This window comes from Mesorhizobium sp. WSM4815, assembly GCF_055811575.1.
This window is the reverse complement of the sequence record NZ_JBVVQS010000098.1, coordinates 193,492-209,594: the sequence shown is the minus strand read 5'-3', so window position 1 is coordinate 209,594 and position 16,103 is coordinate 193,492. Positions and strand designations below refer to the sequence as shown.

Annotated in this window: 14 protein-coding genes and 1 pseudogene; 8 read left to right on the top strand and 7 right to left on the bottom strand. The window is 62.1% G+C overall.

The window, feature by feature from the left end; all coding sequences use genetic code 11:
• Positions 1–3: 3 nt before the first annotated feature.
• From AC0L2B_RS22135 to AC0L2B_RS22120, 4 genes are read right to left on the bottom strand one after another with little or no spacing between them, the layout of a single operon-like run.
• Positions 4–1,272: an NAD(P)/FAD-dependent oxidoreductase gene (locus AC0L2B_RS22135; RefSeq protein WP_473746816.1), complete on the bottom strand. Its 1,269-nt coding sequence runs from the start codon at positions 1,270–1,272 to the stop codon at positions 4–6.
• The gene (locus AC0L2B_RS22130) at positions 1,269–1,619 is read right to left on the bottom strand and encodes a c-type cytochrome (protein WP_473746815.1); all 351 of its coding nucleotides are present in this window, start codon (positions 1,617–1,619) and stop codon (positions 1,269–1,271) included. The genes AC0L2B_RS22135 and AC0L2B_RS22130 overlap by 4 nt, the downstream gene beginning before the upstream one ends.
• Positions 1,620–1,673: 54 nt before the next feature.
• Entirely contained in the window at positions 1,674–2,000 is a 327-nt protein-coding gene (gene soxZ / locus AC0L2B_RS22125; protein ID WP_473746814.1) for a thiosulfate oxidation carrier complex protein SoxZ, read from the bottom strand.
• 15 nt (positions 2,001–2,015) lie between these two features.
• On the bottom strand, positions 2,016–2,462 hold the full coding sequence (locus AC0L2B_RS22120; RefSeq protein WP_473746813.1) for a thiosulfate oxidation carrier protein SoxY: 447 nt from the start codon (positions 2,460–2,462) through the stop codon (positions 2,016–2,018).
• Positions 2,463–2,630: 168 nt separating this feature from the next.
• Here AC0L2B_RS22120 and AC0L2B_RS22115 point away from each other — a divergent pair.
• Positions 2,631–2,862: pseudogene (locus AC0L2B_RS22115) on the top strand (sulfite exporter TauE/SafE family protein); the annotation flags it as partial.
• Between the two features lie 162 nt (positions 2,863–3,024).
• Here AC0L2B_RS22115 and AC0L2B_RS22110 read toward each other — a convergent pair.
• On the bottom strand, positions 3,025–3,174 hold the full coding sequence (locus tag AC0L2B_RS22110) for a nuclear transport factor 2-like protein (RefSeq protein WP_473746956.1): 150 nt from the start codon (positions 3,172–3,174) through the stop codon (positions 3,025–3,027).
• Here AC0L2B_RS22110 and AC0L2B_RS22105 point away from each other — a divergent pair.
• Positions 3,124–3,375, top strand: a complete 252-nt coding sequence (locus AC0L2B_RS22105) for a hypothetical protein (RefSeq protein ID WP_473746947.1) — start codon at positions 3,124–3,126, stop codon at positions 3,373–3,375. The genes AC0L2B_RS22110 and AC0L2B_RS22105 overlap by 51 nt on opposite strands.
• A gap of 112 nt (positions 3,376–3,487) precedes the next feature.
• Here the strand turns inward: AC0L2B_RS22105 and AC0L2B_RS22100 are convergent, their stop codons facing one another.
• Positions 3,488–5,047, bottom strand: a complete 1,560-nt coding sequence (locus AC0L2B_RS22100) for a BCCT family transporter (protein WP_473746946.1) — start codon at positions 5,045–5,047, stop codon at positions 3,488–3,490.
• 307 nt (positions 5,048–5,354) lie between these two features.
• Here AC0L2B_RS22100 and AC0L2B_RS22095 point away from each other — a divergent pair, with 307 nt between their 5' ends.
• Positions 5,355–7,085, top strand: a complete 1,731-nt coding sequence (locus tag AC0L2B_RS22095; protein ID WP_287055044.1) for an adenylate/guanylate cyclase domain-containing protein — start codon at positions 5,355–5,357, stop codon at positions 7,083–7,085.
• A gap of 100 nt (positions 7,086–7,185) precedes the next feature.
• On the opposite strand, the gene AC0L2B_RS22090 is transcribed toward AC0L2B_RS22095, so the two are convergent.
• Positions 7,186–10,560 (bottom strand): hypothetical protein, encoded by a 3,375-nt coding sequence (locus AC0L2B_RS22090; protein ID WP_473746811.1) that lies wholly within the window; start codon positions 10,558–10,560, stop codon positions 7,186–7,188.
• Positions 10,561–10,655: 95 nt separating this feature from the next.
• Between AC0L2B_RS22090 and AC0L2B_RS22085 the strand changes: the two genes are divergently transcribed.
• The 5 genes from AC0L2B_RS22085 (at position 10,656) to AC0L2B_RS22065 (ending at position 16,102) form a co-directional block, all read left to right on the top strand.
• Positions 10,656–11,123 (top strand): peroxiredoxin, encoded by a 468-nt coding sequence (locus AC0L2B_RS22085; protein ID WP_473746810.1) that lies wholly within the window; start codon positions 10,656–10,658, stop codon positions 11,121–11,123.
• 160 nt (positions 11,124–11,283) lie between these two features.
• The gene (locus AC0L2B_RS22080) at positions 11,284–12,573 is read left to right on the top strand and encodes a M23 family metallopeptidase (protein ID WP_473746809.1); all 1,290 of its coding nucleotides are present in this window, start codon (positions 11,284–11,286) and stop codon (positions 12,571–12,573) included.
• Positions 12,574–13,009: 436 nt separating this feature from the next.
• Positions 13,010–14,176, top strand: coding sequence for an ROK family transcriptional regulator (locus AC0L2B_RS22075; protein ID WP_473746808.1), 1,167 nt, complete (start codon positions 13,010–13,012; stop codon positions 14,174–14,176).
• Positions 14,177–14,256: 80 nt separating this feature from the next.
• On the top strand, positions 14,257–15,021 hold the full coding sequence (locus AC0L2B_RS22070) for an ATP-binding cassette domain-containing protein (protein WP_473516294.1): 765 nt from the start codon (positions 14,257–14,259) through the stop codon (positions 15,019–15,021).
• A gap of 40 nt (positions 15,022–15,061) precedes the next feature.
• Positions 15,062–16,102 (top strand): sugar ABC transporter substrate-binding protein, encoded by a 1,041-nt coding sequence (locus AC0L2B_RS22065; protein ID WP_023798316.1) that lies wholly within the window; start codon positions 15,062–15,064, stop codon positions 16,100–16,102.
• Position 16,103 lies beyond the last annotated feature (1 nt).

The window sequence follows — 16,103 nt, the reverse complement described above, 5'->3', positions numbered from 1 at the left end:
GTTTCAGCCAAACACGTCGTGCGTGAAGGCGTCATACCAGCCTTCCGCCGCGCGCGCAGCCTGCCGGCGGACCTCGGAGCTTTCCTCGACCTTGCTGACGAAGCTGATGACGCTCTTGAGCTTCCCGTCGACGGGCTTGAAGCTGATGGCGTTGCTGAACGCATCGTCGGGGGCGAGATAGGTGTAGCAGGTGTTGAACAAATGCGCCGGGAAACGCGCTGATCCAGTGAGATCGGCCGCGATGGCAAAGGCGCAGGCTTTGGCCTGGCTGTTGGCGCAGAAGGCGGATTTCGGCATATCCCCGCCGATGATCGCGTCACCGACCAGATGGACGCCGGGCTGCAGCGCCGATTCGAAGGTGACCGGATCGACCGGACACCAGCCCGACCGATTGGCGAGCCCCGCCTGCTGCGCCAAGCGCCCGGCCATTTGCGCCGGGATGACATTGGCCACCGCGGCCTTGAATGTAGCTCCCGCGGTGATCACCGACCGGGTCTTCGCGTCGATTGCCGTGACCCCGCCGGTGAACTGAGCCGGTAGCCATTCGATCATTCCCGGATAGTGGCGGTTCCAAGCGTCCTGGAACAGGTCCTGCGCGTTGAAGCTGTCTTTCGCATCGAGGATCAGAATTTTGGCCTTGGGTTTGCGGCGCTGGAAATAGGATGCGACGAGGGAAGCGCGCTCGTAGGGGGCGGGCGGGCAGCGAAACGGATTCGGCGGAGCAACGAGCACGAACAGCCCGCCGTCCTCCATGCTTTCCAGTTGCCGGCGCAGCAGCTTGCTTTGCGGTCCTGCATTCCAGGCGTGCGGCATGATCTCCATCGCCGCTTCGTCATAGCCCTTAAGCGCCCGATCCCTGAATGCGATGCCTGGCGCGACAACGAGACGGTCGTAGCTGAGCTTTGAACCGTTGTTGAGCGCAACGGTTTTCGCCGCCGGGTGAATCGCCGCGGCGGACTCATGAATGACGATGACACCATTTTGTTTTGCCAGCGCTTCATAACCATGGCTGAGCGATTCGAACGGGCGCAGCCCGGCGAGATAGAGATTGCTGAAGAAACAGGTCGCGTAGCTCTGCCGCGGTTCAACCAGTGTCACCTCGATAGCCGTGGCGCTGGCGGCGAGATATCTGGCGACCGTTGCGCCGCCGATGCCGCCGCCGATCACGACGACACGCGCCTTGGCCTGGCCCCGCGCCTTCGGCTGGTTGAGCGCCGTTAACAACGCTGCTCCGGTGAGGCGGCCGAACTCGCGACGAGTCCAGGATTTCATCGCGGGTTACTTCCCTGCGCTGCGACATAGCGCGCGACGCTCGCGATCTCCTCGTCGCTGAGCGACAGCGCGATAACGTGCATGATGTGATTTGGACTCTCGCTCGCCCGGTAGGCAAGCAGGGCGTTGGTAAGCCTCTCCTCACCAAGCCCGATGATGCTGGGAATGCCTGTGCCGCCGCCATCGAGACGATGGCAGGACGCACAGATTGCGGCGAGTTGAGCGCCTTGATCGGGCCCCGCCGCCGCGCCGGATTGGCTGAAGAGCAGCACGAGGCCCGTGGCAATCGCAGATCTCGCGACGGGGCGTATGCTGAATACCCTTCTGTTTCGCAGTTTTCCGGTCACGCTCCCACTCAACTTGTCACGCCGTAATTCGCGCAGCTCGATTGCGTCGATACCTCAACTGACCGTGAACTGGTGCGACAACATATAGACGCCACCCCCGTCTTCTTCCCAGACGAAATCGAGCCGACCGCTTTCCGTCGCGCACAAGGAAAATTCGAAAAACGGGTTGGCCGAAATCGCCTCGTGGAGATCGACACTGAACACCACGGTTTCGTTGTAGCGACAGACAAACTTGTTGATGATCTTGCGCGGGATTACATTGCCTTGATCATCATGGCGTAGCCCCGTTTCCATCTGATGGCTGATGATGGTCTTGACCTGAAAAATCTCCCCCTTCGCCGCAGCATTTGGCACGATCACGCGTGGTGTCGGGGTGGTCACTGTCTCTCTCCGATCTCAGGCACAGCCATCCGTAGCGACACGGACCCACGTCGTGGTCATCAGCATGATGCCGTCATTCATTTCAGCGACAGCGACGACGTGTTGCGGTTTGGCAAGCCGGATGCGCGTCGACACGCGGGGCAGACTGCGTTGCGGGACGAAGTGGAAACTGGCCACTTCGATGAGCGGGTTCCGCGGCGCGAACACGCGCATCTGCCTTACATGGTCGGCCTCGGTCATGGGGCTGTCGATGTAAAGACTCATGGGCACGGTGTAGCCGGTCGGGAAGTCCGTCGGCATTATCAGGTGAAGGCGATCCGACACCGTGGCCGTCCGTCCGGTGAGCTGCTCGATGAGATCCAACGCTTCATCGTTCGCACGCGCGCTCCGCGGCGAGAAGAGCGCGACCCCGGCAAACCCCACACTCCCGGCGATCAACACATCGCGGCGCGTCAAGCTCATCGTCCCGGTCTCCAAACCCTGCCACCTCTTTAGGCCACTCTAAGAACGCATCGGCGGCGGCAGGCGGCGCACTCGGACACATCAGTGCGGCAGCTTCTACCAAATTTAGCACCGACAACCGCTGGGAGCAATCTCGCGGAAGTGCCCATGGCCGCCCTTTAAACCAATGCATTCTGTTTTACCGGCCGTTGGGAGCACGCCGGCGGATTCTGCGACTACCCAACTTCGGTCGCCGGCCTGATCGCTGGAGGCGTTATTGCGGCACCGCCGTCGGGATAGATGGTCAAGGCATTGCGGGAAAGGACGCTCTTGGGTTGTCGGATCTCTGATCACACTCCTGGCCGGCTATCAGATGCTCGAATTAACTGGAGCGCTCGAACCGCGCCAGCGCAATGTCTGATTTACACGCCTGCGCGACATTCATGATAAGGCTGAAAAAGGACGGGTTAGGGTGGGAAGCGGTCGTTGGTCTCGTCCCAACGAGCAAGTAGCGCCCCTGAGCTGACCCATCCGGGCCGGACCCCGGGGCAGTCTCGCGTGCCGCCCGAGATAACTCGCGAGGCTAAGCCCAGAACGCATCCCAGGCGTAGAGGTCGTAGAAGTGCTCCCGGCCGTCAATCACCTTGCTATTCTTGATGTCGAAGACAATGCAACAGAGCACATCCAGCCGTTTGCCGTTGCGCTCCCCGGTATTGCGATGGACGCCGACCACGCGTCCGTCCTCGCTCGCCATCACGGGCTTGCCGCGTCCAACGGCGAGGCGCGGCGACACATCCAGGGCGGCGCCGTGCGGCTGAACGACCAGTCCGTGTCCGACGATCGCCGGTTGGTGACGCTTGAGGATCTAGGTCCGGAACGGGTCGTAAAGCTGTCGCTCGGCAAGAAAAAACACGTTCTGGTGCGGCCGGTCTGACCGGCCGGCTCGGACGCGCCATGTGTGGACGTTCCAGCGCGCGTATCGAACTCGCATCTTGCTACCGAAAGTTGCGCGGAACAAGCCCGCGCAACTTTGTTGCTTTCAGAATTCACACCGGCTGCGTCGCGACCGTGGGAGCAGCCTCCAATTCGTTAAACCGCCCGTGGACTTCGATATCATCAAGAAGTCCCATCCACAGCGACACACATAACCCAACCATCACGAGGAGGAACGGTGCGGCCGCGACAATGGATGCGGTCTGGAGTCCAGCCAAGCCACCCATCACCAGCAAGACACATGCAGAGGCTCCGGCCAAAATGCCCCACAGAACCACGATCCCGGACCTTGGGTGAAGAGTTCCGCGCGAAGAGAGCATTCCCATGACAACGGAAGCCGCGTCAGCTCCCGACACGAAGAATATTGCAACCAGGAACATCGCAAGGGTCGATGTCAGCGTGGTGGCCGGATATTGGGCGAGAAGCGCAAACAGCGATACTGGAGCGCCCTTTTCGTTGACGGCTTCGACAAGTCCGCCCAATCCCATCAGTTCCGAGTGAAGTGCAGTTCCGCCCATGACGGTGAACCAAAAGAAGGTAACAGCGCTGGGGATGAGCAGCACGCCAACGATAAACTCGCGGATCGTGCGGCCCCGAGAGATCCGAGCTATGAAGACGCCGACAAAGGGAGCCCAGGATATCCACCAGGCCCAATAGAAGATGGTCCAGCTGCCAAGCCACTTTCCGTCGCTGAATGCTGCCGTGCGGAACGACATCGAGACCAGGTCGCTGAGGTAGTAGCCAAGCGATTCGATTAGCGTGTCGAATATGAACACGGTCGGTCCAATGATCGCCAGAAAGAGCAGGAGCAGCAGAGCAATGACCATGTTCAGGTTGCTCAGGAATTGCACACCCTTGCCGACCCCGGAAACCGCCGACAGGATGAACAGAACGGTCAATGCCGCGATAATCGTCAGTGCAATCGTTGCGGACTCGCCGGTATTCCAGAGGAAATTCATCCCGCTGTTGATCTGCTGAGCGCCAAGTCCCAATGAAGTGGCCGTTCCAAACAGTGTCGCGATGATTGCGAGGATGTCGATCGCCCGGCCGATCGGGCCGTGGATGCGGTTACCGAGCAGAGGCTGGAAGGCACTCGACATCAAAGTCGGCAGGTTGCGCCTGTAGCTGAAGTACGCAAGCGCCAATCCAACAACCGCGTAGATCGCCCACGGGTGCAGCGCCCAATGGAAATAGGCGTATTGCATTGCCACGACCGCGGCCTCCCTTGACTGCGGCTCCGCCATTCCGTGCGGTGGCGCGCCAAAATGGAAGACCGGTTCGGCCACTCCCCAAAACATCAGGCCGATGCCCATCCCGACGCTGAACATCATGCAGACCCATGACACGGTCGAAAATTCAGGCTTTTCGTCATCTCGCCCGAGCTTGATCTTGCCGAACCTGCCAACCGCCAGGAAAACAGCGAACATCAGGAAGAACGCCGTCGAAACGACAAACATCCAGCCGAATGTCTTGATGATCGTATTCAAGGTCGCTGTCGCCACTGTGGCGAGACTGTCAGGAGCGAGGCCGCCCCAAAGCACAAAGCCGCCAGCTATGATGACAGCCGGCCAAAATACGCCGGAGTCTACACTCCGGGTGCCTGTTACGGACATCCGCTCACTCCCATTTTTTGCGTGGAACATCGTGCGCGGCCGGCTTTTCAAGCATTTTCTGGCTGGAACGACAGAGCGGTTCGCGTGGTAAAACTGATTGAATGACGCTGCGTTAGCTGGCTCAATCGCGACTTCGTTGCGACCCAGTTCCGACACATTCGAAAAGTTGTCAAAGGTGGTGCCGATGCGCGGGTCGCGCAGCACGCCATTGGCCCGCTTCAGATAGCCGGCGCCCTTGATCAGCCACATTCCCAAATTGCTGGATTTGGCAGCCCAGGAAGGATAGGCTTGGTTTTTGGTTCAGGCGATGGAACAGAGACTAGCCGCAATTCTGGCTGCCGATATGGCGGGCTACAGTCGGCTAATGGAGGCCGACGAATCCGGCACGCTCGCACGCCTTCGGACCCATCGCATAGAACTGGTCGATCCCGCCATCGCGAAGAACAAGGGCCGGATCATCAAGACCACCGGAGACGGCATGCTCGTTGAGTTCCAGAGCGTGACCGATGCCGTGAAATGCGCCGTGGAAATCCAACAGCGCATGAAACGGCGCAATTCGGATGTGCCGCAAGAACGGCGTATCGAATTCAGGATCGGCATAAATCTCGGCGACATCATTTTCGACGATGAGGACATTTTTGGCGACGGCGTCAATATTGCCTCGCGCATCGAGCAACTCGCCGACGTCGGCGGTATCTGCGTGACCGCAGCGGTGGCGACCCAAATTGCCGACCGTCTCGAAATTGCCATGGAGGATTTGGGCGAGAAGACGTTAAAGAACATCAGCCGCCCGGTTCGCCTCTATCGCGTTGGGTTTGACAGTCATGTCCTGCCAGAAGTCGAGGCAAAGCGATCCATCTCGAAACCTTCGATAGTGGTGCTGCCATTCAACAACATGAGCGGCGACCCCGAGCAGGAATTTTTCGCGGACGGACTGACCGAGGACATCATCACCGAACTGTCCCGCCATCATGAACTGTTCGTCATCTCGCGCAATTCCAGCTTCGTCTACAAGAACCGCGCCGTGAATGTGCGCGAGGTGGCCGAGAAACTCGACGTCCAATACCTGGTGGAGGGAAGCGTTCGCAAGATCGGCAACAGGGTGCGCGTGACGGTTCAGCTCATCGACACGGCGAATGACGCTCATATTTGGGCAGACAAATATGACCGGAAGCTGGACGACATATTCGCGATTCAGGATGAGGTAACCGCGGCGATCGCAGCCACGCTGCCCGGTCGTGTCGAGGCGGCTCAGCGGGACCAGCTCGCGCGGGCGAAACCTGCAAACATGGCCGCGTATGAATGTGTTCTTGCTGCCAAGGTGCTGCATCACCGAGGCACGATTGAGGATAATGAACGCGCGCAAACCTTGATAGGCAGGGCCGTCGCGCTCGACCCCGATTATGCCCATGCCCATGCCTGGCGGGCCTGCATTCTTGGCCAGGCCTGGGTCCATAACTGGTGCAAAGACCGGGATGCCGTCTGGAACGACATCATGGCAGCGCTGGACAGGGCGCTGGCGCTGGACGACAACGATGCCGATGTCCACCGCATCCTCGCCGCAGTGAACGTGAACAACAATGAGCTGACCACAGCGCGCTACCATCAAGAGCGCGCCCTCGCCCTCAATCCCAACTACGACCTCGTGGTGGTGCAGCAAGGCGAGTTGTTGACGTGGCTGGGAAGGCCGGAAGAGGGAATTGAATGGATCCGCAAGGCAATGCAGTTGAACCCGCACCACCCGGAGAGGTTCTGGAGCCATCTGGGAAAGGCGCATTTCGCCGCGCGCCAGTATGGCGAGGCGATCGAAGCTTTCATGCATCTGTCAACCATGGACTCGGTTCAGCACGCTTTCGCCGCTGCCTGCTACGGCTGGCTCGGCGACGAAATCGCGGCCGCGGCGCATCTGCGCAAGATCAAGACGCTCGATCCCCAGTTCGACCTCGATTCATTTATCGCCACCCTGCACTATGCCCAGAAGTCTGATGTGCAGCACGTCCGCGAGGGACTGCTGAAAGCCGGTATTGCCAACCTGTAGCCAGCCGGTGACTACGAACCGGATCCAATCGGGGACAGGCAAAAAGACCCCCCAACACCAGGGTCAAGATTCGGTCGCCCGAAGTGATTGGGTTTTGCCCTTACCGGTACTCGAAGATCGACCTGAAAATTCCGGGCGCGATCACCGACAGCGGATTGACGTCCAGTTTGGGCTTGTTGGCATTGCCCCTGAGCCGATAGGTCACGCCGATCAGGCCGCGATCGCGGCCATTGCCGAGCAGCGCGCCGAACAGCGGCAGTTCGCCAAAGATGCGGTTGATGCCGTAGACCGGCATGAAGGTGCCGGTCATGTCCATGTTGTTGTTCCGGTCATAGAGCGTGCCCTGGAAGGTGGTGCCGATGCGCGGGCCGCGCAGCACGCCATTAGCCAGCTTCAGATAGCCGGCGCCCTTTTCGATCTCGGAAAAGCCGCGCTCGAACTTCACTCTCGACGTGTCGATATTGGCTTTGACGGCTTCATTGAGGCTGCGGCTGTCACCGGCCGGCGTCGTCGATACGAGCGAGGCGAGTTTCGGCTCGTTGACCACGAAGAAATCATGCGAGTCGACCTGGCCCTTCATCGGCCCATCGCTTGCCCCGGCGAGCGCCAGGGTGATCGAGCCGCCCTCCATATGCTCATAGATGTTGAGGAACCGCAGGATGGCGCCGGCGTCGGCCGACCGCACGTTGAGGGCGCGCTTGCCGGCGCCGGTCGTATTGCTGATGCTGATGGCAGCACCCGAACTTGCCGTGGCGCTCACCTTGAGCCCATTCACCCTTGAGCCGGCGGCGCTGTAGTCGAGCTTCAGGTTCGACAGCGTCTCGTTGTGGAAGCCGGTCAGCGAATTGACGTCGGCGCTGACCGAAATCGCGTCGGAACCCGTGGCCTTGGTGGCGGTGTCGACATCCGACGTGAATTGCTTGATCAGCGAGCGCGCGTCCAGCGCGCTGCCGCTGATGTCGATCGCGTAGCCTTTGCCCGATCGTTTCACCGAAACGGCAACGTTGTCTCCCCGGTTCAACTTGACGTTGCTGAACCGCGCCGATGACAGGGCGCCGTTGACCAGCACCACGCCGCCATCGATCGAAAAAGTCTTTCCATTCAGGTCGAAGTCGGACAGCGTCGTGGTGTCGCCGGATTTGGCCATGGCAAATGTGACATTGGCTGGAATGCCGGGGCCCTTGCTCCAGCCTGCCCAGGGAATGTCCAGCCTGGCATTGGTCAGGTCCGCCGAGACAGTCTGGTTGCCCGTGCCGCTCTTGTCGATCTCAACCTTGACGGTTCCGGAAAGCAACTCCGACAGGCCAGGCATGGCGGCGGCGCGTATCTTGTCGTCGAGCGTCAGCGCCACTTTTCGGCTGCGTGGCGGTCCGCCATCCCTGAGCGGCTCAATCAGGTCGAGTTCGGCTGGAATGCCGTTGAGCAGCGCCTTGGCTGATATCACAGCCTTCTCGGGTTCGACCGTGATCGAACCGTCCGCGTCCGTCACCGTCTGGTCTTCGAACGGCTTGCCCAGCGACAGGTCTTTGTAATCGAGCGTCACCAGCCAATCGAGTTTCGAGCTGTCGACGCCGCGCTGCAGCGGAATATCCGCCTTGACGTGGCCGGTCACCGTGCCGGACAGGTCTTCCGGCAGCAGGCCGACACGGCGCATGCCGTTGATCGGTTCGTAGGAGGCGAGCTCGGCGATCGCGGACGCCTCCCCGGCAACATCGATATCGAGCGCGCCGATCACCGGCGGGCGGTTCGCCGCCTTGACCGTCATCGTGCCGTTGCTTGCCGCGACCGTGCGGCCGCTGGCCATATAGACGTTGCCCGAGGACAAGGCGATGTCGACGTCATTGGCGTGGAATTCGACGACGCCGACGGCATCGCGTATCGGCGGGATGTGACCGGCTGTATCGAAGCGCGATCCTTCGACCTGGAAACGGCCGAATACCTCATCTGAGGAAAGCGGGATACCGTTGCCAAGGCGCCCGGGCGCGACCTGGAACTGCAGGCTCGCGTCGACGACACGGCCGCCGAACAGGTTTTTCAGCACCCACAGGCGAGCGTTTCGCGCCGCAAACCAGGGCCACAACTGCTTGACATGCGAGACCGGCATGTCGTGGACGTTGAAGGCTACAGATATGCCCGGCACCTTTCCCCTGGCGAACTCGACCGAAGCCGTGCCCAGCGCCTCGCTGGCGGACCCGGATCTGATCCCGATCTGCTCGGCCACGAGCTTGCGGCTGCGGGTCTGGTAGATGCCGGCCACCCGGGCGATGAAATCGAGCGCAGGTTCGGAGGATTCCGAAGGCGCCAGCGTCGAGCCGTCGCTGGTCAGGTCGTAGCGATAGGACGGCTCCTCGCCCGCTGTTCCAGTCGCCGGCTTCGGCCCGATCGAACCGGCGAACTCGAATGTCGAGCGACCGGTCCTCACTTGCAGCCGGTCCACCTGGACCTTGTTGGCGCCGGCGACAAGCGTCGCTGCGAGATCGATGTCGGCTGGAAGCGAGCCACGCGTGCCAAGATCGAGCACGGCACCGGTGAACGACAGCGAGGCCGTCAGCCGCGACGCGTTCTCGCCGGATCCTTCCGATCCCGCCAGCTTCAAGGCAATCGCGCCAAGCGTCCCGCCCGGCGCTGCCGCAGCGTGGTCAAGCTGCGCTATCTCGACGCTGGCATCCAACGCCGTCACGCGCCGCGTCGTCGTATCACGGCTGGCTGAGGCGGCGATGGTGAGTGCCCTGCCGTCGACAGCCGCGTCGGATGAAAACTCCATGCCGCCCGGCCCCGACTGCGCAACGGTAGCATCCGCGATCCTGATCAGTTTGACCAACCCGGCCTCGGGCGGAACGAGGTCGACATTGCGCAGCTCGATCCGGCGCATCGAATCCTCGCGCACCGCATCGAGCGCGTGACCGATGCTGGCAAAGACCGTGCCGGCCAGCCTGTCCGGATCGATGAGGCCGTCGTCATTGCGCAGCGCCGCCGTCCAGTCGCCGCCCGACGGCAGCGCCGACATCACGATGCGCGCGTCGGAAATCCTGGCGCTGGTAAGCCGCACCTCGCCCGAAAGCAGCGGTATCAGCCTTACGCCGAAGCGGACACGCCCGGCATCGGCCATCGGTTTGCCGTCGGCGGTCTTGAGGCTGACGTCGCTGACCTGCAGCGCAATGAAGCTCGATCCGTCGAGCGTGAGACGGGTCGGCCCGACCGCAACGTCGAGGTCGACGCCGGCCAATTTCTCGATGGCCGTTTCCGCTTCGGCCCGCAGCCGCTCGGCGCCGAAGCCGGACATCCCGATCGCATAGACAGCGGCGGTGGCCAGCAGCACAAGGGCCAAAAAGCCGGCAAACAGCCGCGCAAGAATACCAACGCCGCGGACCTGGCCGAGCGGCGGTATGCGGCACGCGGACGGGAAGGCCCCCAGGTCGGTGATTTCATCACGCCTGAATCTGATCTTCTCGTGCTGCGGCTGCTCCTGATCCACACAATTTTCCGTTGAACGAACTCGACCGTGGACGACTCCCGGTGCGACAATATATCGATGAGGCCTCGCGCGTAACCACAAACAAGGGCACCGATATGGCTGATCTCGACGTCGGCGACGTTGCGCCGCAGTTCGACCTTCCCCGCGACGGCGGCGGATCGCTCAGCCTCGCGTCATTGCGGGGAAAGCCGGTCGTGCTTTACTTCTATCCGCAGGACGACACCACCGGCTGCACCAACGAGGCGATCGGCTTTTCGCAGTTGAAGCCGGAATTCGAAAAGCTCGGCGCTGTCGTGATCGGCGTTTCGCCGGACAGCGTCCGAAAACACGACAAATTCAAGTCGAAATACGATCTGACCGTCGACCTCGTCGCCGACGAGGAGCGCAAGGTGATCGAAGCCTATCATCTGTGGGTCGAGAAGCAGCTCTATGGCCGCCGCTATATCGGCGTCGAGCGCGCAACGTTCCTGATCGGCAGCGACGGACGGATCGCCCGGATCTGGCGAAACGTTCGCGTCAAAGGCCATGCCGAGGCGGTGCTGGAGGCCGTGCGCGCGCTTTGACATCAATTTCGGCTGTGGCCTGAACCCGTCTGAAGCACGGGGCGCCGAAGCAATCCGGCTTGCAACCCATGGGCTACAAGCTGGGCGCCAGCAACCGACCGTTAACCTTAATGATGTGTAATCGGGCTTGTCGTTGGTGTCGTAACGAAAGCTTGGTCCTGTGAACGTAGCCAGTCAGTCAACGGTCTTTGGCAGGCGCAATGAGCCCCACACGGTCATTATCGCCCGGGGCAACGAGATCAGGCATTTCACCATACGGCCATGGCTTGCCGCATTTTGCGGCTCGGCGCTGGCGGCGATGGCGATAGGCTATCTGCTGGCGACCTCCTATCTCGTGCTGCGCGACGACCTGATCGGCGCGACCACGGCACGGCAGGCGCGCATGCAGCAGGCCTATGAGGACCGCATCTCCGCATTGCGCGCCCAGGTCGACCGGATCACCAGCCGTCAGCTGCTCGACCAGCAGCTCATGGAAACCAAAGTTGGCGAGTTGCTGGAACGACAGACCCAGCTCAGCCTGCGCCATGGCCGCCTCGGCCCGCTCCTCGAACGCGCCGAGAGCGACGTCGGAACGCCGCCTGCCGCAGGCACTGCTGTGTCCGCAAAGTCGGGTAAACGCGCCGAGGTGACCGACGCCCAGCCGCCGGCCTATGCGGTTGCCAGCCTCGGCGCCAACCTTGGCGCTGGCGACACCAGGCCGTTCTCGCTATGGTCGACCCGCTCCGATCCGCTGCCGAGCGACACGGCGGCCGATCGTGCCGACAGGCTGTTCGTGTCGATCAATGCCGCGCTCAAGGCCATAGAGAGCCAGCAGCTCACCCGCATCGCCACGCTTGCCGACAATGCCTACAAAAACGCCGATGCGATTTCTCAGGCGCTCGAGGCGGCTGGCCTGCCGGTCGACGGCGATTTCGGCAAGAGCGATGCCGGCGGTCCGCTGATACCACTCGACAGTTCGATGACGTTCGACAGCAAGGTAAGGGAACTCGACGAGGCGCTGGACGCGCTCGACCGGCTGAAGACGGAGGCGCGACGGCTGCCGCTCGCCAATCCCGCGCCCGGTCGCTCGGTCACCAGCCCGTTCGGCGTGCGCACCGATCCGCTGCTCGGCACCGCCGCGCTGCATTCGGGGATGGATTTCAGGGCGCCGACCGGGATGCCTGCCAAGATCACGGCGCCCGGCGTTGTCGTCAAGGCCGGCTGGAACGGCGGCTACGGCCGCATGGTCGAGGTCGACCATGGCAATGGCTTTGCGACGCGCTATGGGCATCTCAGCAAAATCGACGTGACCGTCGGCAAGCGGCTCAACGCCGGCGACGTCATCGGCAAGACCGGCAGCAGCGGCCGCTCGACCGGCCCGCATCTGCATTACGAAATCCGCCACCATGGCGAGGCCATCGACCCGCTGCGCTTCCTGAGGGTCGGCAAGAAGGTCGCGCGGTATCTTTAGTCTCCGGCCTGCCGGCTGCGAGCTTCACGTCGGTGCAGGACGTTTGATGCTGGCGGGACAGCACCCCCCTCTGTCCTGCCGGACATCTCCCCCTCAAGGGGGGAGATTGGCAATTCAGGCGTTGCGGCTATTCCTGCAACAGTTGGTGGTTGGCGGAAAGCGGCAATGAGGGCCAATCTCCCCCCTTGAGGGGGAGATGTCCGGCAGGACAGAGGGGGGTGCTGTCCCGCCAGCCTGTCAACCAATAGCAGCCGCATTCTTGAATTGGCTTGGCATTCAGGCGGACTAACTCGAAAGTCGGCGATCCTTCCCCACCCCCTCTGGCCTGCCGGCCATCGGCGCGTTGCCCGCACTTCACACCAGTCATTTCTTTTTGAATTCCATTTGACTGAATAAATATTTGGTGCGAACCTCTTGTCTCCCAGGGATGCAAGACATGGGACTGCGGGGGACCAATCAGGAGTTTGGGCGGCCTTACAACAGGCGCATCGTCCTCGAATCCATCCGCCTTCACGGTCCGATCGCCCGCGGCGACATTGCCAAGCGGGTCGGGCTCACCGTTCAAACGGTCTCGACCATCGTTCGCGAGCTGGAAGAACACGGCTACGTCCTGTCGATGCGCGAAGAGCCGCGGGGGCGCGGGCTGCCTCCGGCGACCCTGCGGATCAACCCGGAGGGCGGCTATGCCGTCGGCATCCACGTCACTCCGCTGGGTATCAATGCCGCGCTGATCAATTTGAGCGGGGACGTGATCGAGAGCGCCTACCGCGAGGCCCCCAACGCGACGCCCGACCATGCCTTCGATCTGATCGGCGCGATGGTGCTTGAATTGACCGGACTGCGGCCGGGCGGTCGCGTTTTCGGCATCGGCATGGCGCTGCCCGGCCCTTTCGGCGTGGAGTCGATGAGCTTTGTCGGCCCGACGACGATGACCGGCTGGAAGGACGTGGCGCTTCGGGAACGGCTGGAGGCCTCGACCGGGCTGCCCGCGTTTTTCGAGACCGACATGGCGGCCGCGGCAATGGGCGAGCGCCTCTATGGCCTCGGGATCGGGTATTCCGAATACTACTATCTTTATTTCGGTGTCGGTCTTGGCGGCGTCATGGTCCATGACGGAAGCGCGCTACGCGGCGCCTGGGGAAATGCCGGCGAAATCGGACACATCCCTGTCGTGCCGGGTGGCGAGCCGTGCCCCTGCGGCAATCGCGGCTGTCTCGAAAGATACCTCTCGCTCGAGGCGCTGCAGCGCCGGAACATCAGCGACGCCAATTGGGTTGACGAAGTCGGGCCGATCTTCCGCAACGCCATCACCATCGTCGAAAACCTGTTCGATCCCGAAACCATCATCCTCGGCGGACTGGCGTCCACCGATCTGCTTGAGCGGCTGGCCGGTTCGGTTGCCAGGCTTGCCAACTCGATCTCGGCGCGAAGCGACCGCACGGCGCCGCGTGTCACCGTCGCACGCGGCGGCCAGCATGCGGTGCTGCGCGGGGCCGCCGCACTTGCCGTCTCAGGCGTGCTTTCGCCGCGCTTCGGCCAGATATTCACCGCCGAGCGCGAACGCGGGCGAGATATACTGCAAGGCAAGGGGATCGCGGCATGAGCGGAGCTCAGCCCGGCATGAGCGGAGCTCAGCCCGGCATGAGCGGAGCTCAGCCCGGCATGAGCGGAGCTCAGCCTGGCATGAGCCAACTCCTGCTGGTGCTCGACAATGTCACCAAGAATTTTGGCGCGATCGAAGCGCTCAAGGGCATCAGCTTCTCGATCGGCAAGGGTGAGGTGGTGGCGCTTCTGGGCGACAATGGCGCCGGCAAATCGACGCTGGTCAAGATCATCGCCGGCGGCCTGGAGCCGACCTCCGGCCGCATGCTGTTCGAGGGCAAGGAATTCCTCGCCAAATCTCCCGCCGAGGCCAAGGCGGCTGGGATCGAGACCGTCTACCAGGACCTCTCGCTTTGCACCAATGTCGACGTGGTGGCCAATTTCTTCATGGGCCGCGAGATCACCAGGAAATTCCTTGGCGTTCCCGTGCTCGACGAACCGGCCATGGAGCAGGTGGTCGAAAAGGCCTTGGCCAGCGCCGGCACCCGCATCCCTTCGCTCAGAACCAATGTCGAGCATCTCTCGGGCGGCCAGCGGCAGGCCATCGAACTCAATCGATTCGTGCATTTTGGCGGCAAGCTCGTGCTTCTCGACGAGCCGTTCGCAGCACTCGGTGTCGAGCAGACGCGGCGCGGCCTCGACATGATCCGCCAGGTGGCGAGGCAAGGCATCGGCGTCGTCATCATCACCCATATCATGCAGCAGGCCTTCCAGGTCGCCGACCGGATCGTGGTGATCCGGCAAGGCGTCGTGGCCGGCGATGTCGCGCGCAACAAGACAAGTCCCGACGCGGTGATCGACATGATCACCGGAGAGACGCTCGCCGGTGCCGGACCGGCAGGCTGAGGGACAAAATGAGGGGTCCGGCGCAAGAGGAGCGAACGACATGAAGAAAATACTTCTTTCCGTCTTCGGTATCCTGGCACTGGCCTTTGCCACGCTCACGCCGGCATTCGCCCAGTCCAAGGGCACCGTCTACTACCTGGTGCCGACATTGCTCGATGAATTCCAGACCGGCTCGGTGAGCGCTCTGGAGATGTTCCTGAAGCAGGTCGGCTACGAGATGAAGACGCTGAACGCCGACAACAAGACCGACGCTCAGCAATCGCAGATGAACGACGTGATTGCGCTCAAGCCGTCGGCGATCATTCTCGCCGCCGTCGATTTCAATGCGTTGAAGCCGTCTATCGAGGCCGCCCGCGCCGCCGGCATCCCGGTTGTCGAGTTCGATCGCCAGATCACCTCGACGCCATCCGATTTCACCTCGGTGGCGGGAACGGTCGAGATCGGCCAGATTGCCGCCGACCAGGCCGAAAAACTCTTGAAGGCGAAGCACGGATCGGTGAAAGGCAAGATCCTCCAGGTGCTCGGCGATCCTGGCGACCCCTACACGCTCGATATCCAGAAGGGTTTCGAGGAGAAGATGAAGGCGTTCCCAGACGTCAAGATCATCTCGGTGCCTGCCATGCAATGGGCGGCGGATGCAGCCGGAACCATCGTCAACGACCAGATGCTCGCCAACCCTGATATCGACCTGATCTTCAGCCACGCCGCCCATCTCTCGGTCGCTGCCGTCGCCTCGCTCGAGGCCGCCGGCAAGAAGCCGGGCGACGTCATGCTGATGAGCTCGAACGGTGCGCCGGTCGGCCTCGACCTGATCCGCAAGGGCTGGCTCAACGTCGAAGTCGAGCAGCCGCTCTACGCTCAGGCCGCCGCCGTCGCCATGTTCATGGACAAGGTCGTCAACAAGCAGGAGATCAAGCCGGGCGAGTACGATGTGCTCGGCCTGAAGTCGGCCGTGACGATTGAAGCCTGGGGACCGAACATCAAGATCCCCGGCGCTGCGATCACCAAGGAAAACGTCGACAACCCGGCCTTCTGGGGCAACATGAAGCCGCCCTCGGGCACCGTGAAGCCGGTCGAATAGC

Excerpts from the sequence above, each read along its gene's own strand:
- AC0L2B_RS22095 (WP_287055044.1), top strand. The coding sequence starts at position 5,355 with ATGGAACAGAGACTAGCCGCAATTCTGGCTGCCGATATGGCGGGCTAC.
- AC0L2B_RS22070 (WP_473516294.1), top strand. The coding sequence starts at position 14,257 with ATGAGCCAACTCCTGCTGGTGCTCGACAATGTCACCAAGAATTTTGGC.
- AC0L2B_RS22075 (WP_473746808.1), top strand. The coding sequence starts at position 13,010 with ATGGGACTGCGGGGGACCAATCAGGAGTTTGGGCGGCCTTACAACAGG.
- AC0L2B_RS22085 (WP_473746810.1), top strand. The coding sequence starts at position 10,656 with ATGGCTGATCTCGACGTCGGCGACGTTGCGCCGCAGTTCGACCTTCCC.
- AC0L2B_RS22120 (WP_473746813.1), bottom strand. The coding sequence starts at position 2,462 with ATGAGCTTGACGCGCCGCGATGTGTTGATCGCCGGGAGTGTGGGGTTT.
- AC0L2B_RS22065 (WP_023798316.1), top strand. The coding sequence starts at position 15,062 with ATGAAGAAAATACTTCTTTCCGTCTTCGGTATCCTGGCACTGGCCTTT.
- AC0L2B_RS22135 (WP_473746816.1), bottom strand. The coding sequence starts at position 1,272 with ATGAAATCCTGGACTCGTCGCGAGTTCGGCCGCCTCACCGGAGCAGCG.
- AC0L2B_RS22100 (WP_473746946.1), bottom strand. The coding sequence starts at position 5,047 with ATGTCCGTAACAGGCACCCGGAGTGTAGACTCCGGCGTATTTTGGCCG.